Source organism: Agrobacterium sp. CCNWLW32, from assembly GCF_037083425.1.
Taxonomy (GTDB): Bacteria; Pseudomonadota; Alphaproteobacteria; order Rhizobiales; family Rhizobiaceae; genus Agrobacterium; species Agrobacterium radiobacter.
In genome coordinates, this window is sequence record NZ_JBAOJM010000001.1 from 375854 (window position 1) to 397606 (window position 21753).

Consider the following 21753-nt stretch of genomic DNA (forward strand, 5'->3'; position numbering starts at 1 on the left):
GAATGCTGTCTCAGGAGCCGAGTTGCGCCAGATAGCTGCTGCGGCTGTGCTGCGACACCTCCCGCGAATAACCGACGACGCAGTTGCGCGCGCCGCAGCGGGCCGAAAGAAGGGCGAGTTCCGCATGGCCGAAAAACTCGGCCGGCGTGGCGGTGCCATCCACTTCCGCGACGCCGATCGAAACCGTCAGATGTTCGCCATCGCCGCCAGTGGTTGCGAAGCGCAATGCCTCCACGCTCTGCCGCAGCCGCTCGGCAATGGCCTCGGCCGTGTTTTGCGGCACGCCGGCAAACAGAAAGGCAAATTCATCGCCACCGATACGGGCGACGAAATCGTCCTTCTTGATGGTCTTGCGAAACAGGGCGGCGAGACGTCGCAATGCCTTGTTGCCTGCAGACGAGCCATATTTGCCGTTGATTTCCCGGAAATGGTCGATATCCAGCAGCACCAGCGAGGTGGCGGATGCAGCCCGGTCCTTCGCGAAAAGAGCGCCAAGCTTTTCGAGAAAGGCGGCTCGGTTTGGCAATGCCGTCAGCGCATCGCGCAGCGACGCGGCCTGAAGCTCCGCGCGGTTCCTTTCAACCTCGCGGATTTTCACCAGCCCCATGGCGATGAAATGCCGAAGGCTTGTCTGTTCCTCGCGAATATCACCCAGCAACTCCACGAAACGCTCCGTTGCGGGCGGCTCGCCATCTTCGTCCTGCTCAAGGCTGCCCAGAAAGGTTTCAGTGCGTTCAAGGCTCGCATCCAGTCGCACGGAAATCTGCGTCAGTGTCTCGAAGGCTTCGCTTGCCATCTGTTCCGCCTCGATCCGCGAAAAACCGGGCAGATTGTGCCGCTGGCCGATGAGGTCGATTTCATGCTGCTGCGGCGCGTTGCCGAGCGCGAGAATGTCGCGGCCCATGGCCGGGTTGTGTCCAGACAATATTTCATAGATCAATTCGTAATTGCGCGGCAAAGGCGCAATGTTCATCTTGGCGATGAACTGCGTGATTTTGGTAACGACAAGTGCACTTCTTGCATGCTCGCGTTTTTTATCGCCCGCCGATGTCGTCACTGACAGCCCCAATACCAATGGATTATTATGAATAGACCGGCGATAACCGATTGTTGAACGGCGCTATTCTTACAAGCAACGGTTTAAAATAGAATAAACCCAGAAGGGAATTTTGCCGTCACGAAGCATGAATCCGCATTGGCGCACCTTGATCGATAATATGACAAATCCTGATTTGATTTCGGGTGGCGACCGTTTTTATATCGCTTCATCGATGTTGCAGAAGAGGGGCAGCCCATGACGACTTCCAGAACGCTCTATTCGCTATGCGGAAGCGACACTTCCCGGCCATTTTCTCCCCATTGCTGGAAAACCGTGCTTTCGCTGGCGCATAAGGGGCTGGATTTCGAGGAAAGGCCTTTGCCTTTTACGGTGATCCCCACGGTGGAGGATGGTTTTTCGAAGACCGTGCCCATCCTGCGCGATGGTGACGAACTGGTGAGCGACAGTTTCGAAATTGCGCTTTATCTTGACGAGACTTACCCGGAGCGCCCCTCGCTGTTTAACGGCGAGGGTGGCAAGGCAATGGCCCGTTTCGTCGAAAGCTGGTCGCAGACGGTGCTTCACCCCGCCATCGTCCGCATTGCCGTGCTCGATATCCACAATATGCTGGATGAGCCGGATCGCCATTATTTCCGCGATAGCCGCACGAAAGCGCTCGGCCGTCCGCTCGAGGACGTGGTGGCGAACCGCGAGGCGGAGATCGCAGCATTTCCGGCATTGCTCGCACCGATCCGGCGTATGCTGAGCTTCCAGCCTTTCATCGGCGGTACGTCGCCGCTCTTTGCGGATTACATCGTGTTCGGCGCGCTGCAATGGGCGCGGATCACCACTGGGCTGGATCTGTTTGCCGATAACGATCCGGTGCGGGACTGGTTCGAAGGCTGCCTCGATCTCTATGATGCGAGAGGCCGCAGTGTGACAGCGGCGTGAAATGTCTGCGGTGACAGTCGCAATCTCGTTGATCCCCCTTGTTTTCGGGCCTTTGGGCGGGTAAAGACCGCCCACTTTCTCTGAAGGAAAAGGAAACGGACACATGGCGATTGAACGCACATTTTCGATGATCAAGCCGGACGCAACCAAGCGTAACCTCACGGGCGCGATCACCAAGGTATTTGAAGACAACGGTCTGCGCATCGTCGCCTCCAAGCGCGTCTGGATGAGCAAGCGCGAAGCCGAAGGCTTCTACGCCGTTCACAAAGAGCGTCCCTTCTTCGGCGAACTCGTTGAAGGCATGACCTCCGGCCCGACCATCGTTCAGGTTCTGGAAGGCGAAAACGCCATCCTCAAGAACCGCGAAATCATGGGCGCCACCAACCCGGCCCAGGCTGCGGAAGGCACCATCCGCAAGAGCTTCGCGCTCTCCATCGGCGAAAACTCCGTTCACGGGTCCGACGCTCCGGAAACCGCTGCACAGGAAATCGCCTACTGGTTCGCCGAAACCGAAATCGTCGGCTGATTCAAAATCTCAACGGCTTGAATCGCTGTTGCAGGCGATTACGTGAAGCTGCTGAAAAGACTCGAGGAAACGGAGCCGAAAGGCTCCGTTTTTTTGTTTTGATAGGGGTAAAGGGTTAGGCTGCAGCCATTCCCACCTTCCTCATCCCTGTGACGAGCACAGGAATGAGGGATGGGACGCCTTCACGTCATTCATTCCGTCAGTCCCTACGACGCCGGACAATCCTGAACCGGCCGCATATCCGTCGTGCCATCCGGTTTGAACACCTCAGGATTGGGCGTATAAAGCGGGCCAACCACCAGCGGCTTGGCGGGCAGAAGTGACTGGTCGGTGTCGGAACGGATCGCTGTTTCGATGGTCTGGAGAATGTCGCCTTCCGGCCCTTTGATACGGATGGTGACCTTATAGGGCCGGTCCTGCTTCACGCATTCCACCGGTGGGCTCTGAACCGTGATCTTTTCGTCTTTCGGAAAAATCTTCTCGCGGCTGGTGAGGTCTGGACCACCGCGCGGGTTCTCGAACGTCGCCTCAATGGTGCTGCCGTCGCGAATGGGGGCGATGCGCTGAAGGGTCACCAGATAGGTGGCGATGGCCACGCGGTAGTTAAACACAAACATCCGGCCGGAAATCTTCGCCACCTCACGCGGTTCGTCCCGTTGGCAGCCGGAAAGGGCGAGCATCCCTGCAATCGCCAGCAATGGAAGGGCGATTCCTTTCATGTCCGCGCCTCCTTTTTCCGGTGATAGTGCCGGTTGGCTTTCTGCCGGTTGCCGCACACCGCCATATCGCACCAGATGCGGCTCTTGTTCTTGCTGCGATCGATAAACAGCCAGCCGCAATTGCCGCAGATGCGCAGCCGTTCCTGCGTCTCGCCCGCAAGTAGCGAGAGGGCGGAATGGGCGGTGGCATTGCCGAGGCTTTCGGCAAGCGGAAACGTCCGCAGCGCCGTGCCGCAGGCGAAAAGAAGCCCGGCTAGTTTGCCGTCGCCATCGCCGCTGCCGCTGATGGACGTGCGGAAATAATCGTCGACAGCCTCGCGAAGCTCTAGAAAAATCGGCCGCCTTTCCGCTTCGGGCGCGATGAGCGTGGGAAACCTGTGGCGCTCCGCACCGAGCCTTGTCGCCGCTTCGGCAAAGGCAGCGATCTGCGCCGGCACAGCAAAACGGTCGACTGATTTTGCCGCCTCCGAGCGCAGGATCACGCTATTGGCGACATCCAGCGCCAATGCGCCGCCTGCGAAACGATGTTCTGTCCAGCGAAAGGTCATATCGCACATTATAACTATCAAAACAGGTTTTAACAGTTATAATAATGGCGGGAGGACGCGCTTGGCCTATTTCCTGCAACAATTGCTGAATGCCGTGCCGGTCGCCTCGCTTTATGCGGTTCTGGCCTTTGGCTATGCCATCGCCTTTTCGGTCACCAGACGCGCCGATGTCACCTATGGCGCCATATTCGCCTTTGCCGGTCAGACCTGCCTGCTGTTTGCCGATTTCGGCTGGAACCGGCTGTGGCTGGTTCTGCCGGCAACACTTGCGCTCGGGGCAGGGGCGGGTGTGTTCGGTGGGCTATGGGCGGCGGGTTTTGTCGGCAGGGCGGTGATGCGGCCGCTGGCGAAAGCCTCTCCCAATGCGGTGACCGTCGCCTCGGTCGGCGTGCTGATCGCCCTCACGGAAAGCGCGAGGCTGGTCGCCGACACAAGGCAGTTATGGCTGCCGCCGCTTCTGTCTGAGCCGGTGCGTTTCTGGGCCGACGGGGGATTTGCCGTAACCCTGACACCGATGCAGATGCTGAACACGGCGGCGTTCTGCCTGCTCATTCTCGCGGGGTCGTTTTATCTCAGCCTTTCCGCTTTCGGCAGGCGTTGGAAGGCGGTGTCGGACGATGCTTTTGCCGCCGCTTTATGCGGGGTGAATGCGGGCAGGATATTTCTGCTGTCCTATTGCGCGGCGGGCCTCGTCGCCGCCATCGCCGGTGTGCTGGCCACTTTTTATTACGGCACCATGGATTTCGGGGCCGGTCTGGTCTTTGGACTGAAGGTGGTGCTGATTTCAGCGGCGGGCGGTTATGCCAGCCCGCTCATCTGCGGCCTTGGGGCCGCCGCCGTTGGTTTTGCGGAAACTTTCTGGGTCGGTTACGGCCCGGCCGCCTGGCGCGACGCAGCGGTTCTGGCGATGCTGGTCGGCTGGCTGATCATCATGCGCAGCAGGGTTGAAGCGCCCTAGAGCATCTCCGGAAAAAGTGGACGTCGGTTGTCCATCCGGAAATGCGAGAAAAGAACAAGCACTATCGCCACTTGTCCTTGGCCGTATCATCGGTTGTCTTTGCTGCAACCCAGTCGCCCGTCGAGCCATCCCTGCCATGTTCCTTTTTCCAGAACGGGGCGGATGTCTTGAGATAGTCCATCACGAAATTGGCGCCATCAAAGGCCGCCTGTCGATGAGACGAGGTTGCAATGACGAGGACGATATTTTCGCCGGTGGCGATCTTGCCGTGGCGATGGATGGCGGTGAGGCCAAGCAGGCCGAAACGCTCCATGGCAAGTTTGGCAATGCGGGTTATTTCCGCTTCCGCCATGCCGGGATAATGTTCTAGCTCCAGCGCCGCGAGTGTGCCGCCATCATCCCGGCAGAGCCCGGTGAAGGCCACCACCGCGCCGATGCTCCTGTCACTTTCCGTCAGCCGGCGGGTTTCTTCCGCAGCATCGAAATCCTGTGCCTGGACGCGGACTGTCGGCTGCATCCGCTCATCCCCCCGTCATCGGTGGGAAAATGCCGATCTCGCGTGCGCCGACAATGCTTTCGTCATGCTCGACATGTTCCTGATTGACGGCAACACGGATCACATTGGGAAACTCGAAGGCGGCTTCGTAATTTTCGCCGCGTGTCGCAAGCCAGGCGATCAGCTCGCCGGCCGTGGTGACGGAGGAGGGGATATCCAGCTCTTCTTCATCCGTGCCGATCTTCTCGCGCACCCAGGCGAAATAAACGATCCGTGCCATCATTCTTCGTCCACGATGTGCTTGAGGCCGGCCTTGAAATAATCATAACCGGTATACATGGTGAGTGCCGCGGCGAGCCAGAGAAGCGTAATTCCCATCTCGGTCGTGTAGGGCAGAACCTTGTCGCCCGCAGGACCCGCAAGCAGAAAGGCGATGGCCACCATCTGGATGGTGGTCTTCCATTTGGCGATGCGGGTAACGGGAACACTGACCTTCAGTGCTGCCAGATATTCGCGCAGGCCGGAGACCAGAATTTCACGGCAGAGAATGGTGATGGCCGCCCAGAGCGACCAGCCGGCAATGGTGCCATCAGCCGCCATCAGGAGCAGCACGGAGGCGACCAGCAGCTTGTCGGCAATCGGATCCAGCATGCGGCCGATATTCGACGTCTGGTTCCAGATACGCGCCAGATAACCATCGAGGAAATCGGTCAGCGACGCGATGATAAACAGCCACAAGGCTGTCCAGCGCGCGAAATCCGAGCTTTCCAGCTTTCCTTCGATGAAAAAGCAAAGAACAATGACAGGAACCGCGAGGATGCGGCCATAGGTGAGAAGGTTGGGAATGCTATATGCGCGCGAAGCCATGGGAAACCTGTCAGTCTAAGATCAGCTGCCTTGATGCCGCCGCTAGGGCATAGCGTCAACATGTGATTATGTTTTTTTAGCAGTTCGCCACGACGTCGCGGTATCAATCACTGCCGCTCTCGTGGAAGTGATTATAGATTTGTCGCGCCACCGTCTCGGAAATACCGCTGACAGCCATCAAATCGTTGAGACCGGCGCGGGAAACCGCCTTGGCCGTGCCGAAATGCTGCAGCAGGGAGCGTTTGCGGCCCGGCCCGATTCCCGAAATTTCATCCAGCGGATTGCGCACCATTTCCTTCTTGCGCCGCGCCCGGTGCGAGCCGATGGCAAAACGGTGCGCTTCGTCGCGCATGCGCTGGATGAAATAAAGCACGGGATCGCGCGGCGGCAGCGAGAAATCGCTGCGCCCGTCCGCGAAGAAGCGCTCGCGGCCCGCCTCGCGGTCCACACCCTTGGCGACGCCGATGGCCGTCACACAGTCGCGAATGCCGAGTTCGTCGAGAATGGCGCGCACCGCCGTCATCTGGCCTTGGCCGCCGTCGATCAGGATCACATCCGGCCAGGCGGGGAAGGGCATGTCGGCCGCTTCCTCCGGTGTCGGTGTCCGCTCGCGGTCGGGCTTGCCTTCTTCCTTCAACAGACGGGAGAAACGGCGGGTCATCACCTCACGCATCATGCCGAAGTCATCGCCGGGGGTGATGTCGGTCGATTTGATGTTGAACTTGCGGTACTGGTTCTTCACGAAACCTTCCGGCCCCGCCACCACCATGCCGCCCACGGCATTGGTGCCCATGATATGCGAGTTGTCGTAAATCTCGATCCGTCGCGGCACATAGGAAAGGCCGAAGGTTTCCGCAAAACCCTTCAGCAGCCGCGCCTGGGACGAGGTTTCCGCCAGCTTGCGGCCATGCGCCTCGCGGGCATTGGCAAGCACGTGGTCGGTAATGTCCTTCTTCTCACCGCGCTGCGGCACGCTGATCGTGACCTTGTGTCCCGCCTTTTCACCGAGAGCGGCGGCCAGCAGTTCCTGCTCCTCCACCGTTTCGGAAAGCAGGATCTGTTTCGGCACGGGCTTGTCGTCGTAAAACTGCGCCAGAAACGCGTTGAGAATTTCCGAGCCGGGCAGGGAAGGATCGGCCTTCGGGAAATAGGCGCGGTTGCCCCAGTTCTGGCCGGTGCGGAAAAAGAATACCTGAATGCAGGAGATGCCGCCCTCATGGTGGATGGCGAAAACATCCGCTTCCTCGATGCCAGCCGGGTTGATGCCCTGATGGCTCTGGACATGGGAAAGTGCGGCCAGCCGGTCGCGATAGACGGCGGCCCGCTCGAAATCGAGGTCTTCGGCCGCCTCGTTCATCTGCCGCGCAATCGCGGTCTTGACGCTCTGGCTCTTGCCGGACAGGAAATCCTTGGCTTCCTTGACGAGTTCCGCATACCCCTGATCGCTGACCTCATGCGTGCAGGGGCCGGAACAGCGCTTGATCTGGTAAAGAAGACAGGGGCGCGTGCGGGTCTCGAACACGCTGTCGGTGCAGGTGCGGATCAAAAAGGCGCGCTGCAGTGAATTGATCGTGCGGCCGACCGCGCCAGCCGACGCAAAGGGGCCGAAATAGTCGCCCTTGCGCGCCCGGGCGCCACGGTGTTTGAAAATCGCCGGTGCGCGGTTGTCGGCGGTGATGAGAATATAGGGAAACGATTTGTCGTCTCGCAAAAGCACATTAAAGCGCGGCCGCAAACGCTTGATCAGATTCGCTTCCAGCAGAAGCGCTTCCGTCTCCGTGCGGGTGGTGACGAATTCCATATGGGTGGTGAAACGCACCATCTGGGCGATGCGGTTGGAATGCACGCGGCCCTGCGCGTAATTGCCGACGCGCTTCTTCAGCGAGCGCGCCTTGCCGACGTAAAGTACGTCGCCCGCATCGTTGAACATGCGATAGACACCCGGCGAGTTCGGCAGGTGTTTGACGAATTCGCCGATCAGATCCATGCCCTTCAGGCCGGATTCGTTCTTCCAGCCTGCATTCCAATCCATGCCGGCAACGTCGCGCGGAGCCTCGGCCGCTTCCGGTGCGGCAAGGTTTGCATCGTCGTCTTCGTCGTCGGTTTCATCGAAGAGAATACCGCCATCAGGCAGCTTCTTTCCGTTCATTCATTTATCTCCGCCACGTCAGGGGTTTCCCAGCCGAGGTGCTGGCCGCCGTCGAGCGCGATCATTTGTCCGGTGACCGACGGCGTGTCGAAAAGAAAGCGAATCGTTCGCCCGAACTCATCCGGTGCGGGACCTCGCTTTAATATAAGGCCGTCGATCTGCGCCTGAAAGTCCTCGGGCGTCTGTCTTTCGCTTTTGAAGGTAGGACCCGGCCCGATGGCATTGACCCGCACGCGCGGTGCGAAGCTCTGCGCCATCGTCCGCGTGGCCGTCCACAGGGCGGATTTAGAAAGTGTGTAGGAATAAAAACGCGGCGTGAGGGCAAGCACGCGCTGGTCGATGATATTGACGATCAGCCCGGAATTGTCGGCAGGCAATTGTTCGACAAAGGCGGCGGCGATGAGTGAAGGGGCCCGCACATGCACGGCGAAATGCGCGTCGAAGATCGCGGGATCGGGTTTATCCGCCGAGTCGTCCAGAAAAACCGATGCATTATTGATAACGACGCCGATAGGTCCCAGCGCCGAAGAAGCCTGTTCGATGAGCCCAGAAGTGGGCCCGGACTGTGTCAGATCCGCCTGGACGGCAACGGCTTTGCCGCCTTTTTGCCTTATTTCGTTAGCGAATTCCTCGGCCTGCGCCATCGATTCATTGGCATGGACGGCGATCGCGAAGCCATGGGCGGCCAGATCGGTGGCGATTGCCCGCCCAAGCCGGCGGGCGGCCCCCGTTATCAAGACTGTCTTCGGTATATTTTCTTTCACGGCGGACCTGCATTTGCTCATCTCAGCCCTATTTGCTGGATATAAATGCAAATCGCAAGCTGTCCGTCAGCCCCAAAAGAATTGGGCGATTTTTTATTCACAATGCAATTTCGGTTTAATTTGAATATAACTAAGTTTAAAGGCGATCTATTGCTGGTTAGGCTTCTGTTATGGTTAATAAAACCCTTGTGGCAATTAGGCAACGTCTAATTCTAGTCACGCCTCTGCCCCAAACAATTCACATTTTGGCTCTTTGATCTCCGCATTCTCCCATCAAGTTCAGTTTCCAGAGGGGCGATTAACCCGACGAATTATGCCGCGTCTGAAAACAATGTTTTGAGTGCAGAGCGGTCCTGAAAGGAGAATAGCATGCGTATTTTCGTAGCAACCCTTATGGCTTCGACCATGGCAGCCGCCGGCTTTTCGGCTGCTCACGCCGCTGACGCCGTAAATGAAGTGCCGCAGGCACCGGTGTCCTACGACCAGCCCGCACCGGTCAAGGATTGGTCCGGCGCTTACCTCGGTGGTACGGTCAACTATGACTGGGGCCGTTTCAGCTCCAGCAATGACGGCCGTGACGCCAAGGGCTTCGGCGGCGGTCTGTACGGTGGTTACAACATGCAGAGCGGCCAGATCGTTTACGGCGCCGAAGCAGACGTCAACCTCGGCGACGAGAAGGGTTCTGCCGGTACGGTTGCCGGCAACGCCATCGAAGGCAAGCAGGGCGTCAACGGCTCGCTGCGCGGCCGCGTTGGTTACGACATGAACCCGTTCCTGCTTTACGGTACGGCTGGTCTTGCCGTCTCCGACAACAAGGTACGTGACGCGACCTCCAAGGACAGCGCCACCGCCCTCGGTTACACTGTCGGTGCCGGTGTAGAAGCCATGGTGACCGATAACATCACCGCCCGTCTGGAATATCGCTACAGCGACTACCAGAAGAAGGACTACGGTCTCGACTCCGGCGCGTTCTCGCGTGGTTTCGACGATCACTCGGTCAAGGCCGGTATCGGCGTCAAGTTCTGATCCTTTTTGGATCGGTTAAAGAAAAGCCGGGGTTTATGCCCCGGCTTTTTGTTTTGTGGCATACCGCCGAAATAAATGCCCGGCGATCAGGCCGGGCATTGTTCTTTCGCTAACCTCAGGCGGCGGCCTTCATTTCCGTGTAGGCTTCGAAACGCTTGCCGAAGGTTTCAGGCCAGGCGGCCAGCGCATCGCGCCCTTCGGCCCATTCGCCGGCAAAACGCAGGTCGAGATAACCGATCATCGCCGCAAGGGCGAAATGGCCGCCATGCAGCTTCTTGCCGGTTTTGGGCAGGTTGGCGTTGAGGTAATCAAGTCCGCGTACCACCTTGCTCCACTGCTTGTCGATCCAGGGCTGATGGATCTTGTCTTCCGGGCGGAAACGGCGCTCGTAAACGATGGCAAGCAGGCAATCCATGATGCCGTCGCACAGCGCCTCCAGAATTTCCACATCCGTGCGCTTGCCGTTCTTTTTCGGGTAGAGCTTGCCGCCTGAAAGACGGTCGAGATAGTGCATGATCGCCACGCTGTCATAGACCGAGCCGCCTCCATCCAGAAGCAGGACGGGAATCTTGCCGAGCGGATTGTTGTCCATCAGCGTTGCGGGCTCGGCATTGGTGTCGACGCGTACCGAGGTGATGTCGATGCCGAGATGGCGGGCGGCCATGCGCACCTTGGCGGAGTAGGGGGAGGCGGGCGAGTAAAGCAGTTCCATGGTCAGGTCCTATGGGTTGTCGTCTGGGGACTGGAGTATTCAGTAAAACTGGATAGCGGTTTTATGTCTGGAAAATGTGTACAGACGAGAAATAGAGCGCATTCGATGCGCTCTAGCGAATGGGGATGATTTCTGCGGCGTTGGCGCGGCAGCCCTTGCGGTCAAGCTCGGGGCAATCGCGGAACGTCATGTCCCGGTTGAGGCAGATGCGTACTTCCTCAAGGCGTTTGCCGTCGCAGCTGATGGAGATGCCACGTTTCGACAGGCCCGGATTGGCGTCGGTGAAAGCGTTTTCTATGGCGTCGGCGGACAGTGTGGAGGCCGCGGCGCCCGAGGCGATCTTTTCCGGCAGCCGGACGGCCTCGAAGGCGGCCCGCGTTGCCGAGAAATAATCCCTCTGCGACAGGCCGGAGCAGGAGCCGTGCTTGCGCCACTGGTGGCCGATAAGGCCCATAGACGGCATGATATCGAACATACTGCGGCCGATCGCGTCAGGAACACGCTCAGGCTCGCTGCTTCGGCAGAATTCGGGATAGCCGTTTTCGTTCTGCGGCCAAAGCCCGTGCGCGACGAAACCGTAACGCCTGTCGCTGCCGCATTGCTGACGGTTACCCGAGCCTTCGGAACTGGCGCAGAAGGCCGGAGACCAGGACAAGGAAAGCACGTAGAAATCGAAACCCGTTCCGCGAGGTGCCGGATTATTGCCCGTATTTCTCCGTGGTGTCTCTTGCTGCGGGTGTCCCGCGGATTGCGGCGAGGCTTGCGCCTGCTGATCGTTCACGGGTCCTTTCGGGGCGGGTTTTTCCTGTGCAAACCACAGCGCCGCAAGCGATAGAAGACCCAAGGCGATGAAACCTGCGTAACGTTTCATTCCGTGCACGTTCCCCGGAAACTGGACCAGTTCATACCGCCGTCGGGCGACGATCCGGTCTTACATAAATTTGTGAACGAGGCAAACGGGCAAAAAGGTTGAAAGCTTCGCCGCATAACGAATAGAGTCGAACGAATCTTCCGCAAAAGACGGAAACAGGGCTGGGGGTAATAGGCGGCATGACCGCATGAAATTCAAGAAATACATCTGGCCCGTCGTTGGTTTTGCGACGATCGGTTTTTCCGCCTGGTTGCTCTTTCACGAATTGCGTGGCCTGTCGCTCGATGATCTCTGGGACAGCCTGAAAGCCATTCGCGTGCGGGACTGGCTGTGTTCGGGTCTTGCGACCCTGCTGGCCTATGCCGCGCTTGCCGGTTACGACCGCATCGCCCTGCAGCATCTTGGCCGCAAGGTGAACTGGTTCTTCATCACGCTCACCTCTTTCACCACCTATGCGTTGTCCCACAATGTAGGGGCCTCGGTGTTTTCGGGAGCGGTGGTGCGATACAGGGCTTATACGTCCAAGGGACTGAGTGTCGCGGAAGTGGGCGTCCTCGTGGGGCTCTGCTCCTTCACCTTCCTCATCGGCACGATCATGCTCATCGGCATGGTGCTGCTTTACGAGCCCGACATCACCGAACGGTTTACCGGAATCCTGCCCGTCGAAGCCTCCACGACCACGGGCGTCCTGCTGCTCCTTGTTGTCGGGCTTTATGTTCTCGGCAGCCTGCTCAGGCTGAAGCCCCTGAAAATCGGCTCTTTCGTGCTGCCTTACCCCGCGCCGAAGCTTGTTGCGCAACAACTCGTCATCGGCCCAATCGAGCTGATCGGCGCGGCGGGCATCATCTATTTCGCGCTGCCGGAAGCCGGAAATCCCGGTTATATGGTTATTCTCGGCATATTTCTGGTTTCCTTCTCGGCGGCGCTCATCTCGCACGCGCCGGGCGGACTGGGGGTGCTGGAGCTGGTCTTCGTCACCGGCCTGCCGGATATGAACCCGGCGGATGTGATCGCGGCGCTGCTGGTCTTCCGGCTGTTCTATCTCATCATCCCCTTCATCATGGCGCTGTTCGTGATCCTGTTCTTCGAACGATCACAGCTTGCGGCGGCGCAGAAAAGGGAAGGGTTGAGATAGCCCTCAGCTTTCTTCCGGCTTTTCCTCGCCGCGCAGCCAGAACGCGCGCTGCGAGGCGAACCTGTCCTGCGCCAGCGTTGTCTTCAGGTAAGGCAGCAGCGTGTGCAACTCGTCCTTCAGCGTATAGGGCGGATTGACGATGATGAGGCCTGAGCCGCTCAGGCCATCCAGCCGGTCGCTTCTGACTGACAGTTCCGCGCACAGCATCTTCGGAATGTCGAAGGATTGCAGCCGCTCATGGAAGTCCTTGATCGGCGCGCCTTTCTTCAGGGGATACCACAGGCAATAGGTGCCGGTGGAAAAACGCCGATAGGCCTTGTTCAGGCCATCGGCCAGACGCTGATATTCATTCTCAAGCTCGAACGGCGGATCAACGAGGATGAGGCCGCGCTTTTCCTTCGGCGGCAGATGCGCGCCGAGCGACAGCCAGCCATCCAGCTCGGTGACGCGAACCTGATAATCGCCCTCGAAGAGCCGTGCCAGAGCGCGGCTGTCATCCGGGTGCAGTTCCATGGCCGAAAGCCGGTCCTGCGGGCGAAACAGCATGCGTGCGAGTTTCGGCGAACCGGGATAAAATTTCACGCCGCCTTCCGGGTTCAGTTCCTTCACGGCGTCAAGATAGGGCTCCAGCAATTCGGCAATGGGGGCGGGCAGATCACCCTCCATCAGCTTGCCGATGCCGGTCTGCCATTCGCCCGTCTTCTGCGCCTCTTCCGAGGTCAGGTCGTAAAGACCGATGCCGGCATGGGTGTCCAGCACCCGAAATGCCTTGTCCTTGTTCTGCAGGTAGCGCACGAGGCGGGCAAGAACGGCATGTTTGAGGACATCCGCGAAATTGCCGGCGTGATAGATGTGGCGGTAGTTCATGGATATGTCTCGCTTGCGGCTTATCGGGGTGAATGGTCAGGATGAATATTCTTGATGGACGTCACTTCGGCCTTTTTGCCGCATCGTTGATGCAATATACAAAAGACATGAACGTTGCGACCCCGATTTCCGCTGAAAAAGCCGCCCCGAAGCCCGAAGTCCGTATCGGACACACGGTCTGCCCGCATGACTGTCCGAGCGCCTGCGCGCTGGAGGTCGACATCAATGCCGATGGCCGGATCGGCCGCGTGCGCGGGGCCAACGCCAATACTTACACCGCCGGCGTGATCTGCGCCAAGGTGGCGCGTTATTCCGAGCGCATCTATCATCCCGGCCGATTGCTGACCCCGAAGCGCCGCAAGGGCGCGAAGGGCGCGGGCGACTGGCAGGAAATTTCCTGGGACGCGGCTCTGGACGAGGTGGCGGACGCTTTCGTCAAGGCTGAAGCGCGGTGTGGTGCCGAAGCCATCTGGCCCTATTTCTACGCCGGCACCATGGGGCAGGTGCAGCGCGATTCCATCGAGCGGCTGCGCCACGCCAAGAAATATTCCGGCTTCTTCGGATCGATCTGCACCAACATGGCCTGGACCGGCTACGTGATGGGCACCGGCGCACTGCGTGGCCCCGATCCGCGCGAGATCGCCAAGGCCGATGTCGTCGTCATCTGGGGTACCAACGCGGTCGCCACGCAGGTCAATGTCATGAGCCATGCGGTGAAAGCCCGCAAGGAGCGCGGCGCGAAGATCGTCGTGGTCGATATCTACGACAATCCGACCATGAAGCAGGCGGATATGCGCCTCGTTGTCCGCCCCGGCACGGACGCGGCGCTCGCCTGCGCCGTGATGCACATCGCCTTCCGCGACGGTTACGCCGATCGTGATTATATGGCGCGTTTCGCCGATGATCCGGCCGGGCTTGAGGCGCACCTGAAGACGAAGACGCCGCAATGGGCATCGGAAATCACCGGTCTTTCCGTCGACGAGATCGAGGATTTCGCCCGGCTGGTCGGCACCACGAAAAAGACCTTCTTCCGGCTTGGATATGGTTTTGCCCGCCAGCGCAACGGCGCTGTCGCCATGCATGCGGCCCTTTCCATCGCCACCGTCCTCGGCTCCTGGCAATATGAGGGCGGCGGCGCTTTCCACAATAATGGCGATATCTTCCGGCTCAACAAGTCGGAGTTGATGGGCAGTTCTTACGCCGACCCCGAGGTACGCCAGCTCGACCAGTCACAGATCGGCCGCGTGCTGACCGGAGACGCTGAAGCGCTGCGCCATGGCGGCCCGGTGACGGCGCTGCTGATCCAGAACACCAATCCCGTCAATGTCGCCCCCGAACAGCGGCTGGTGAAACAGGGTTTCCTGCGCGACGATCTCTTCGTCGCCGTGCATGAGCAATTCATGACCGAAACGGCGGAGGTGGCCGATATCGTGCTGCCTGCCACCATGTTCCTTGAACATGACGACATCTACCGCGCCGGCGGCCAGAACCACATTCTGCTTGGTCCGAAACTGGTGGAGCCGCCCGAAACGGTGCGCACCAACCTCTTCGTGATCGAAGAACTGGCGAAACGTCTCGGTGTCGACCATATGCCGGGCTTTGGCCTTTCGGCCCGTGATCATGTCGACCGTATGCTCAAAGTCAGCGGCTGGGGCGATTTCGACACGCTGGCGGAAGAAAAATGGATCGATGCGCAGCCCTCCTTCGAGGTGGCGCATTATCTCGAAGGTTTCGGTTACGGTGACGGCAAATTCCGTTTCAGCCCCGAATGGGCGACCGGACCGTCTCCGAACAAGCCGCCGAAAAACATCGGCGTCATGGGGCCGGTCTCGCAATTTCCGAAATTCCCGGATCAGGTCGACGTCATCGAAACCGTGGATGGCGATCATCCGTTCCGGCTGGCGACATCGCCGGCGCGGAATTTCCTGAACTCCACCTTCGCGGAAACGAAGACCTCCGTGCAGAAGGAAGGCCGCCCGGAATTGATGATCTGTCCCGAGGATGCCGCCACCAGCGGTATCGCCGATGGCGACGTCGTCCGCATCGGCAATGGCCGCGGTGAAGTGCGGCTCCACGCGAAAATCGTGGAGGGAGCAAGACCGGGTGTGCTGATTGCCGAAGGGCTGTGGCCCAACAAGGCGCATCTGGATGGCGAGGGCATCAATGTGCTGACCGGCGCCGATGCCGTTGCGCCTTATGGCGGCGCGGCATTCCACGACAACAAGGTGTGGCTCCGCCGCGAAGATGAGAGCCGCGAGGCTTGATATCGCGCCGCAACACGGGCAGGCTGAAATCCCACGACAGGCAAGGACATATCCGGTGACACAGACGCAGGCGAAAAACGTTCCGGCCGACACGGACGCGGGCAGAATCCGGCTGGTGGAAAAGGAAACGGTGTGGAAGGGCTTCGTGCATATGCAGAAGCTCGTTTTCGACCAGCGCATGCCTGATGGTAAAACGATCCGCATTGTCCGGGAAGTCCACGACCACGGCAGCGCGGCCGCCATTCTCCTTTACGACCCGAAGCGCGACAGCGTGGTGCTGGTTCGCCAGTTTCGCCCCGCCGCCTTCGTGAACGGCGATCCAAGCTTCATGGTCGAAGTGCCGGCAGGGCTTCTCGATGATGACGATGCGGCGCATGCCATCCGCCGTGAGGCAATGGAAGAATCCGGCTACGCGGTCGAAAAGGTCGATTACCTCTTCGATATGTATGCCAGCCCCGGCACGCTGACGGAAAAGGTCAGCCTCTTCGTCGCCCGCATCGATCTCGACGTACAGGCCGGCAGCGGCGGCGGGCTGGAGGACGAAGGCGAGGATCTGGAGGTTCTGACCTACGGACTGGACGAGGCCTTCGCGATGATCGCATCGGGTGAAATTACCGATTCCAAGACGATCATTCTCCTGCAATGGGCGATGTTAAATCGCGCCCGGCTTTGAGGGCGGGGTTATCCGAGCGTATCTGGTAAACTTGTCCTTCGGGTGAAGCCGTCAATACTAGAAGCGACCTTTGACGCCCATCCCCACGAAAATCGACTGCAAGTCACCGCCGCCGGCATTCTTTTCCGATGATAGGCCTCCGGCACCTGCGCCACTATAGTGGGTGTCTCCGCGTCCGAGACTGGTATAGTCATACGCGCCATCGAGATAGATCGAGGCATTCTCGGTCAGGTCATAGGCGACGCCCGCTTTCACCCCGAACATACCGGCAACGTCGAATTTGTCGGTGAAGCGCATATCGCGCAGCCAGTGATCGTCCGTCGCCTTGCCGTAGACCATGGCGCCACCTTCGAGGCCAACGTTGAGCGACCAGTTGCCGAACCTCTGGCCGCCCGTCAGGTTGCCGTAGAAGACAGGGATTTGCTGGCGATAGGTGATTCCCTTGAGGCCATCCTTGAATTTGCCCGAGAGATCACGGGGGGAGAAAACGCTGTAAACGGCGTTGCCGCCATAGGCCGACCATTGCACATCCGTATAACGAAAGCCGACGCCGGCGCTGAGATATTGCTGCGGATCGTCCAGCAACATGCGATTGAGTTCGAGGTTTCCCGAAAAATAATGGTCGAGCCGCGTGTCGTCATGCTGAGAACGGTGGCTCCAATTGTCCTTGGAGCTGTCTCTGGAAAAAGGCCAGACCCAGTCATAGTCGGTCATGTAGCCATCGCCTTCAAAGCCGACGCGGCCTTCCGCCTTGACGCGCCAGCCGGGCGCAAGTTCAAGCCCGAGCGAGCCGCGCAATGCCACGGCGTTTTTGGTTTCCCATTCGAGTTCGCTCAGCTTGCGGCCACCGATATGGACGGTTTCGGTCGCTCGAAGATTGAGAACGCCGGCATCCACCGAGGCCGTAATGCCGCTTTGCTCAGCCGCAACAGGCAGGCTGGCGCCCGCCAGCAGAACAACCGAAAGCGGCAGGGAAAATCTCGAAAATGGCATAATCGCTCCTGAATGGCCGGAGAGCCCGAAATAAGGGCCGTTGCGGGCATTAAAGGTGATTATGGTAAATGATCGGTTTATTTTTCCAAAAATACCATTTCAGGTATTTTTGTACTTTAGGAATAACTCTATCAGGAAGCGGAAATGAGGTTGGAATACTCGGCTTTACTTTCTCTTTCCGTGAAGACGGCCTTACCGTCTTCCATTCGTACCTTGCCTTCGGCAAGCCGCTTCAGGGTCAGCGGATAGAGCTGGTGCTCTACGGTCAGTATCCGTGCCGCGAGGGTGTCGGCCGTATCGCCGGAAATGACCGGCACCGCGCCCTGCGCGATGGTCGGGCCTTCATCCATGCCTTCGGTGACGAAATGCACGGTGCAGCCGGAAATCTTCATGCCGCTGTCGATGGCGCGCTGATGAGTGTGCAGGCCGGGGAAAAGCGGCAGCAGGGAAGGGTGGATATTGATGATGCGGCCTTCATAGGGGGCAATGAAATCCCCCGATATCAGTCGCATGTAACCGGCAAGGCAGATGATATCAGGCGCAATCTCGCCAAGTGCGGCCAGTATGGCGCCCTCATGCTCCGCCTTGCTGGGATAAGTCTTGCGTTCGAAAACGAGCGTCGGAATACCGAGATCCCGTGCCTTTTCCAGTCCGCCCGCAGATGCCTTGTCCGAAATCACGCAGACGATTTCCGCCGGAAAATCCACCGCCTGGCAGGCCTTGGCCAGCGACACCATGTTGGAGCCGCTGCCGGAAATGAAAACGACGACGCGTTTGCGGCCGGACGAGAAGGCGGCGCTCATCATAGGCCGAGAGTGCCCTTGTAGATCGTACCGTGTGCACCTTCTTCACGGGCGACCATGCGGCCGAGCGGGAAGACGGTTTCACCTTCCGCCGTCAGGGCGTCGGTGACCTTCTCGGCATTTTCAGCCGAAACGACCACAATCATGCCGACGCCGCAATTGAAGGTACGCAACATTTCCTTCGCTTCAACGCCGCCGGTTTTTGCGAGCCACGAGAAGACGGCCGGAACCTTGATCGCGTCGAGATCAATCTCGGCGGCGAGATGCTTGGGCAGAACGCGCGGAATGTTTTCGGGGAAACCGCCGCCGGTGATGTGCGCCAGCGCCTTCAGTGCGCCGGTCTCGCGGATCGCCTTCAAAAGCGGCTTCACATAGATGCGGGTCGGCGTCAGCAGCGCTTCGCCAAGCTTCTTGCCATCCGCGAAGGGGGCAGGGGCGTCCCAGCCAAGACCGGAAACCGATACGATCTTGCGTACCAGCGAAAAGCCGTTCGAATGAACACCGGAGGAAGAGAGCCCGAGAATGACGTCGCCTTCGGAAATATCGCCAGCGGGCAGAAGCTGTCCGCGTTCGGCAGCACCTACGGCAAAACCCGCGAGATCGTAGTCGCCATCGGAATACATGCCCGGCATTTCAGCGGTTTCTCCGCCGATCAGCGCGCAGCCGGATTCGCGGCAACCGGCGGCAATGCCGGAAACGATGGCGGCGCCCTGATCCGGGTCCAGCTTGCCGGTTGCGAAATAATCGAGGAAGAACAGCGGTTCTGCGCCCTGGACAACGAGATCGTTGACGCACATGGCGACGAGATCAATGCCGACGGTGTCGTGGTAGTCAGCGTCGATGGCGATCTTCAGCTTGGTGCCGACGCCGTCATTGGCGGCCACCAGAACCGGATCGGTGAAGCCTGCGGCCTTCAGATCGAACAGGCCGCCGAAGCCGCCGATTTCGCCATCCGCGCCGGGACGCCGCGTCGAACGCACCGCCGGTTTGATCTTTTCGACCATCAGGTTGCCGGCGTCGATATCCACACCTGCATCACTATAGGTAAGACCGTTCTTGCCCGACTGGCTCATGGCTCTCGTCTCCGCTGGTTCCTTTGGCGTCGCCATTCGCACGGGACGGGACCTGATGCAAGGGTTTGAGTGGCAAAAGCTCCGGTTTTTAACGGCTTTGGCGGGGCTTGCCGGATTGAGTGCTCACGATGGCTGCGGAGCGGCGCGACAGACGAGATTGAGCAGGCCGTCATTGGAGGTATCGGAATTTTCCTCTATCGGCCGACCGTTTTCGCCATAACGCGCGACGATCTCCAAGCCCGCCGCTTCCAGCTGCCGGGTCTGGGCGGCAAGGTCGATGAAATAAAACAGGCCGCTCCAGCGGTGCGCCTGATCCGCGAGAATTGCATATTCCGGCGTCCGCCTTGTCTGAGGTTGCAGACGCAGATAGTTGATCCAGCTTTGCGGATGCAGCGAATTCACCACCTCGCGCGGGTGCCAGGAACGCCGATGCAGCGGCATGCCGCCAGCCCGCTTCCATTGCCGGTTATGAAACGAAAAGATGAAGTAACCGCCCGGTGACAGAATGCTTCGGACGGCATTGATGATGGCAAGCCGGTCCTCATGGCCGAAGGCGCTTAAGATGGCGAGCGCGCCGAGCACGCAATCGAAACGCTCCGCGCCGAATTGGTCGATCGCCCGCACATCCATGTCCAGAAACGTGGCAGCGGGAAAATTGCGCCGCGCAAGCGCAAGCATGGGCTGCGAGCGGTCGATACCGATATATTCACCCACCAGCGGCAGAAGCGGCTTCGTCGTTCGGCCGGTGCCGACGCCGAGATCCAGCAGCCGCTTGCCCGCATAGGCATGGCGGAACTGATCGAGAATGATGCGTTCAGCGGGGTAAAGCTGCTGGTTGTCGTACCATTCGGCAACTTCGGGATTATCGAAGAGACCGGCATTATAGTCCGCGATGCCATTTTCACTGGTACTTTGCATCGTGCCTCCGGCCACCGGGCGTGAAGGGGCGACGCTGGCCCGCCCGGCAATATTTGATAGTTGTCTAATATTTTCCGCCGGTCAACCTGCCGTTGCGAGGGGTTGACCGGAAATGAGGGATTTTATCGCTGTGCGGGCAGTCTCCTTCTGCGGTCGCGCCAAAGCGCCGGTCTTGACCATGTGCACATGCCCATCCTATCTCCATCATGGGCAGTGACGGTACGGCGACAAAGGATGAACGGATGCAACCCCATGTGAGTGGTATGAACCTGCGTCGGCAGGTGTTTTTCTGGATCGGCGTGCTTGCCGTCTTTATCCTTTTCCTGATGGTCTTCAGCTCCATTCTCCTGCCTTTCGTGGCGGGCATGGCGCTTGCCTATTTTCTCGATCCGGTGGCCGACTGGCTGGAGCGGCGCGGTTTGAGCCGGTTGATGGCGACCGTCGTCATCCTCGTCTCCTTCGTGCTGATCTTCGCGCTGTCGCTCATCATCATCATTCCGCTGATTGCCGCTCAGGCCTCGGAATTCATCACGCGCATTCCGCAATATATTTCGTCGCTGCAGCAGCTGATCGCCGGCGCGGATACCAACCTCCTGCCGGATTGGGTGAGCAGCCAGATCAACTCGGTAAAGGAGAACTTTTCAAAGCTCCTGACAGAGGGCGCAGGCTTCATCGGCACGCTTTTGACGCAGATATGGAATTCCGGCAAATCGCTGGTCGATGTCATGTCGCTGCTGGTCGTCACGCCCGTCGTCGCCTTCTACCTTCTGCTTGACTGGGACCGGATGATCGACAAGGTCGACAGCTGGATACCGCGCGACTATGTCCATACCGTCCGCCAGATCGCCCGCGACATGGACAAGACCATTGCCGGTTTCGTGCGCGGGCAGGGGTCGCTCTGCATCATTCTCGGGGTTTATTACGCCGTCGGCCTGTCGCTGGTGGGCTTGAATTTCGGCCTGCTGATCGGCCTTTTTTCGGGTCTCATCAGCTTCGTTCCCTATATCGGATCCATGGTCGGCCTCATCCTCGCCGTCGGCGTCGCCATCGTGCAATTCTGGCCGGACTATATTTATGTCTTTCTGACGCTCGTCGTGTTCTTTTCCGGCCAGTTCATCGAAGGCAACATCCTGCAGCCGAAGCTTGTCGGCAAAAGCGTCGGCCTGCATCCGGTCTGGCTGATGTTCGCCCTCTTCGCTTTCGGTGCGCTTTTCGGTTTCGTCGGGCTTCTCGTGGCGGTGCCGGCTGCGGCGGCGGTCGGCGTGCTTGTCCGCTTCGCCTTGTCGCGGTATCTTGAAAGCGATCTTTACCATGGGCATGCCGCCAACCTTCCCTGGGACACAAATACTGCCCCGGAAGAAGGGGAAACATCCTCCGGCAAGGTTGACTCTCAGAGCTGAC

General features: G+C 59.3%; 23 protein-coding genes. 8 read left to right on the forward strand and 15 right to left on the reverse strand.

Annotation, left to right across the window (positions count from 1 at the left end; translation table 11 throughout):
• Positions 1–10: 10 nt before the first annotated feature.
• Positions 11–1057: a GGDEF domain-containing protein gene (locus V6R85_RS02060; RefSeq protein WP_162694788.1), complete on the reverse strand. Its 1047-nt coding sequence runs from the start codon at positions 1055–1057 to the stop codon at positions 11–13.
• A gap of 237 nt (positions 1058–1294) precedes the next feature.
• Here V6R85_RS02060 and V6R85_RS02065 point away from each other — a divergent pair, with 237 nt between their 5' ends.
• Positions 1295–1990 (forward strand): glutathione S-transferase family protein, encoded by a 696-nt coding sequence (locus tag V6R85_RS02065; protein ID WP_026363455.1) that lies wholly within the window; start codon positions 1295–1297, stop codon positions 1988–1990.
• Positions 1991–2093: 103 nt separating this feature from the next.
• Positions 2094–2516 carry a nucleoside-diphosphate kinase gene (gene ndk / locus V6R85_RS02070; protein ID WP_003502118.1) on the forward strand — a complete coding sequence of 141 codons (423 nt, stop codon included), beginning with the start codon at positions 2094–2096 and terminating at the stop codon, positions 2514–2516.
• Positions 2517–2722: 206 nt separating this feature from the next.
• On the opposite strand, the gene V6R85_RS02075 is transcribed toward ndk, so the two are convergent.
• Positions 2723–3235 carry a hypothetical protein gene (locus V6R85_RS02075; RefSeq protein ID WP_111834281.1) on the reverse strand — a complete coding sequence of 171 codons (513 nt, stop codon included), beginning with the start codon at positions 3233–3235 and terminating at the stop codon, positions 2723–2725.
• Positions 3232–3792 (reverse strand): CGNR zinc finger domain-containing protein, encoded by a 561-nt coding sequence (locus tag V6R85_RS02080; protein WP_020813538.1) that lies wholly within the window; start codon positions 3790–3792, stop codon positions 3232–3234. Before V6R85_RS02080 ends, V6R85_RS02075 begins: the two co-directional genes overlap by 4 nt.
• 52 nt (positions 3793–3844) lie before the next feature.
• Between V6R85_RS02080 and V6R85_RS02085 the strand changes: the two genes are divergently transcribed.
• The gene (locus V6R85_RS02085) at positions 3845–4741 is read left to right on the forward strand and encodes a branched-chain amino acid ABC transporter permease (protein ID WP_099085504.1); all 897 of its coding nucleotides are present in this window, start codon (positions 3845–3847) and stop codon (positions 4739–4741) included.
• Between the two features lie 61 nt (positions 4742–4802).
• Here the strand turns inward: V6R85_RS02085 and V6R85_RS02090 are convergent, their stop codons facing one another.
• From V6R85_RS02090 to V6R85_RS02110, 5 genes are all read right to left on the reverse strand, one after another.
• Entirely contained in the window at positions 4803–5258 is a 456-nt protein-coding gene (locus tag V6R85_RS02090) for a molybdenum cofactor biosynthesis protein MoaE (RefSeq protein ID WP_111834282.1), read from the reverse strand.
• A gap of 4 nt (positions 5259–5262) precedes the next feature.
• The gene (moaD, locus tag V6R85_RS02095; protein WP_031234579.1) at positions 5263–5517 is read right to left on the reverse strand and encodes a molybdopterin converting factor subunit 1; all 255 of its coding nucleotides are present in this window, start codon (positions 5515–5517) and stop codon (positions 5263–5265) included.
• Positions 5517–6104, reverse strand: coding sequence for a CDP-diacylglycerol--glycerol-3-phosphate 3-phosphatidyltransferase (gene pgsA, locus V6R85_RS02100; RefSeq protein WP_003502124.1), 588 nt, complete (start codon positions 6102–6104; stop codon positions 5517–5519). Before pgsA ends, moaD begins: the two co-directional genes overlap by 1 nt.
• Positions 6105–6207: 103 nt before the next feature.
• Complete coding sequence (gene uvrC, locus V6R85_RS02105; protein WP_060726133.1) at positions 6208–8253, reverse strand: excinuclease ABC subunit UvrC; 2046 nt, start codon at positions 8251–8253, stop codon at positions 6208–6210.
• On the reverse strand, positions 8250–9038 hold the full coding sequence (locus V6R85_RS02110; RefSeq protein ID WP_003502126.1) for an SDR family oxidoreductase: 789 nt from the start codon (positions 9036–9038) through the stop codon (positions 8250–8252). Before V6R85_RS02110 ends, uvrC begins: the two co-directional genes overlap by 4 nt.
• A 348-nt stretch (positions 9039–9386) precedes the next feature.
• Between V6R85_RS02110 and V6R85_RS02115 the strand changes: the two genes are divergently transcribed.
• Positions 9387–10043 (forward strand): outer membrane protein, encoded by a 657-nt coding sequence (locus tag V6R85_RS02115; RefSeq protein ID WP_003502127.1) that lies wholly within the window; start codon positions 9387–9389, stop codon positions 10041–10043.
• A 115-nt stretch (positions 10044–10158) separates the two neighbouring features.
• Here V6R85_RS02115 and V6R85_RS02120 read toward each other — a convergent pair whose 3' ends face one another.
• Positions 10159–10755: a glutathione S-transferase gene (locus V6R85_RS02120; protein ID WP_087743731.1), complete on the reverse strand. Its 597-nt coding sequence runs from the start codon at positions 10753–10755 to the stop codon at positions 10159–10161.
• Between the two features lie 112 nt (positions 10756–10867).
• The gene (locus V6R85_RS02125) at positions 10868–11626 is read right to left on the reverse strand and encodes a ribonuclease T2 family protein (RefSeq protein ID WP_111780898.1); all 759 of its coding nucleotides are present in this window, start codon (positions 11624–11626) and stop codon (positions 10868–10870) included.
• Between the two features lie 187 nt (positions 11627–11813).
• On the opposite strand from V6R85_RS02125, the gene V6R85_RS02130 reads away from it, so the two are divergent.
• A complete protein-coding gene (locus V6R85_RS02130; RefSeq protein WP_080866056.1) occupies positions 11814–12761 on the forward strand; it encodes a lysylphosphatidylglycerol synthase domain-containing protein in 948 nt (315 codons plus the stop codon).
• A gap of 3 nt (positions 12762–12764) precedes the next feature.
• Here V6R85_RS02130 and V6R85_RS02135 read toward each other — a convergent pair whose 3' ends face one another.
• Positions 12765–13628 carry a 23S rRNA (adenine(2030)-N(6))-methyltransferase RlmJ gene (locus V6R85_RS02135; RefSeq protein ID WP_003502135.1) on the reverse strand — a complete coding sequence of 288 codons (864 nt, stop codon included), beginning with the start codon at positions 13626–13628 and terminating at the stop codon, positions 12765–12767.
• A 41-nt stretch (positions 13629–13669) separates the two neighbouring features.
• Here V6R85_RS02135 and V6R85_RS02140 point away from each other — a divergent pair, with 41 nt between their 5' ends.
• Together V6R85_RS02140 and V6R85_RS02145 are read left to right on the forward strand one after the other, a co-directional pair.
• Complete coding sequence (locus V6R85_RS02140) at positions 13670–15892, forward strand: molybdopterin-containing oxidoreductase family protein (protein WP_162695515.1); 2223 nt, start codon at positions 13670–13672, stop codon at positions 15890–15892.
• A 55-nt stretch (positions 15893–15947) separates the two neighbouring features.
• Positions 15948–16565: an NUDIX domain-containing protein gene (locus V6R85_RS02145; RefSeq protein ID WP_003502139.1), complete on the forward strand. Its 618-nt coding sequence runs from the start codon at positions 15948–15950 to the stop codon at positions 16563–16565.
• A 57-nt stretch (positions 16566–16622) separates the two neighbouring features.
• Here the strand turns inward: V6R85_RS02145 and V6R85_RS02150 are convergent, their stop codons facing one another.
• The 4 genes from V6R85_RS02150 to V6R85_RS02165 all read right to left on the reverse strand — a co-directional run bounded on the left by V6R85_RS02150 (position 16623) and on the right by V6R85_RS02165 (position 20352).
• On the reverse strand, positions 16623–17558 hold the full coding sequence (locus V6R85_RS02150) for an omptin family outer membrane protease (protein ID WP_099085502.1): 936 nt from the start codon (positions 17556–17558) through the stop codon (positions 16623–16625).
• 131 nt (positions 17559–17689) lie between these two features.
• Positions 17690–18364 (reverse strand): phosphoribosylglycinamide formyltransferase, encoded by a 675-nt coding sequence (gene purN, locus V6R85_RS02155; RefSeq protein ID WP_020809928.1) that lies wholly within the window; start codon positions 18362–18364, stop codon positions 17690–17692.
• Positions 18361–19434 (reverse strand): phosphoribosylformylglycinamidine cyclo-ligase, encoded by a 1074-nt coding sequence (purM, locus tag V6R85_RS02160; protein WP_003502155.1) that lies wholly within the window; start codon positions 19432–19434, stop codon positions 18361–18363. Before purM ends, purN begins: the two co-directional genes overlap by 4 nt.
• A 123-nt stretch (positions 19435–19557) precedes the next feature.
• Entirely contained in the window at positions 19558–20352 is a 795-nt protein-coding gene (locus tag V6R85_RS02165) for a class I SAM-dependent DNA methyltransferase (protein WP_111784513.1), read from the reverse strand.
• A gap of 242 nt (positions 20353–20594) precedes the next feature.
• Between V6R85_RS02165 and V6R85_RS02170 the strand changes: the two genes are divergently transcribed.
• Positions 20595–21752: an AI-2E family transporter gene (locus V6R85_RS02170; protein ID WP_035212361.1), complete on the forward strand. Its 1158-nt coding sequence runs from the start codon at positions 20595–20597 to the stop codon at positions 21750–21752.
• The last annotated feature ends 1 nt before the right edge of the window (position 21753 follow it).

What these genes read in the sequence shown, in the direction of transcription:
- V6R85_RS02065 (WP_026363455.1), top strand. Translation starts at nt 1,295, where the DNA reads ATGACGACTTCCAGAACGCTCTATTCGCTATGCGGAAGCGACACTTCC.
- ndk (WP_003502118.1), top strand. Translation starts at nt 2,094, where the DNA reads ATGGCGATTGAACGCACATTTTCGATGATCAAGCCGGACGCAACCAAG.
- V6R85_RS02075 (WP_111834281.1), bottom strand. Translation starts at nt 3,235, where the DNA reads ATGAAAGGAATCGCCCTTCCATTGCTGGCGATTGCAGGGATGCTCGCC.
- V6R85_RS02080 (WP_020813538.1), bottom strand. Translation starts at nt 3,792, where the DNA reads ATGTGCGATATGACCTTTCGCTGGACAGAACATCGTTTCGCAGGCGGC.
- V6R85_RS02090 (WP_111834282.1), bottom strand. Translation starts at nt 5,258, where the DNA reads ATGCAGCCGACAGTCCGCGTCCAGGCACAGGATTTCGATGCTGCGGAA.
- moaD (WP_031234579.1), bottom strand. Translation starts at nt 5,517, where the DNA reads ATGGCACGGATCGTTTATTTCGCCTGGGTGCGCGAGAAGATCGGCACG.
- pgsA (WP_003502124.1), bottom strand. Translation starts at nt 6,104, where the DNA reads ATGGCTTCGCGCGCATATAGCATTCCCAACCTTCTCACCTATGGCCGC.
- uvrC (WP_060726133.1), bottom strand. Translation starts at nt 8,253, where the DNA reads ATGAACGGAAAGAAGCTGCCTGATGGCGGTATTCTCTTCGATGAAACC.
- V6R85_RS02110 (WP_003502126.1), bottom strand. Translation starts at nt 9,038, where the DNA reads ATGAGCAAATGCAGGTCCGCCGTGAAAGAAAATATACCGAAGACAGTC.
- V6R85_RS02115 (WP_003502127.1), top strand. Translation starts at nt 9,387, where the DNA reads ATGCGTATTTTCGTAGCAACCCTTATGGCTTCGACCATGGCAGCCGCC.
- V6R85_RS02120 (WP_087743731.1), bottom strand. Translation starts at nt 10,755, where the DNA reads ATGGAACTGCTTTACTCGCCCGCCTCCCCCTACTCCGCCAAGGTGCGC.
- V6R85_RS02125 (WP_111780898.1), bottom strand. Translation starts at nt 11,626, where the DNA reads ATGAAACGTTACGCAGGTTTCATCGCCTTGGGTCTTCTATCGCTTGCG.
- V6R85_RS02130 (WP_080866056.1), top strand. Translation starts at nt 11,814, where the DNA reads ATGAAATTCAAGAAATACATCTGGCCCGTCGTTGGTTTTGCGACGATC.
- V6R85_RS02135 (WP_003502135.1), bottom strand. Translation starts at nt 13,628, where the DNA reads ATGAACTACCGCCACATCTATCACGCCGGCAATTTCGCGGATGTCCTC.
- V6R85_RS02140 (WP_162695515.1), top strand. Translation starts at nt 13,670, where the DNA reads ATGAATATTCTTGATGGACGTCACTTCGGCCTTTTTGCCGCATCGTTG.
- V6R85_RS02150 (WP_099085502.1), bottom strand. Translation starts at nt 17,558, where the DNA reads ATGCCATTTTCGAGATTTTCCCTGCCGCTTTCGGTTGTTCTGCTGGCG.
- purN (WP_020809928.1), bottom strand. Translation starts at nt 18,364, where the DNA reads ATGATGAGCGCCGCCTTCTCGTCCGGCCGCAAACGCGTCGTCGTTTTC.
- purM (WP_003502155.1), bottom strand. Translation starts at nt 19,434, where the DNA reads ATGAGCCAGTCGGGCAAGAACGGTCTTACCTATAGTGATGCAGGTGTG.
- V6R85_RS02165 (WP_111784513.1), bottom strand. Translation starts at nt 20,352, where the DNA reads ATGCAAAGTACCAGTGAAAATGGCATCGCGGACTATAATGCCGGTCTC.
- V6R85_RS02170 (WP_035212361.1), top strand. Translation starts at nt 20,595, where the DNA reads ATGCAACCCCATGTGAGTGGTATGAACCTGCGTCGGCAGGTGTTTTTC.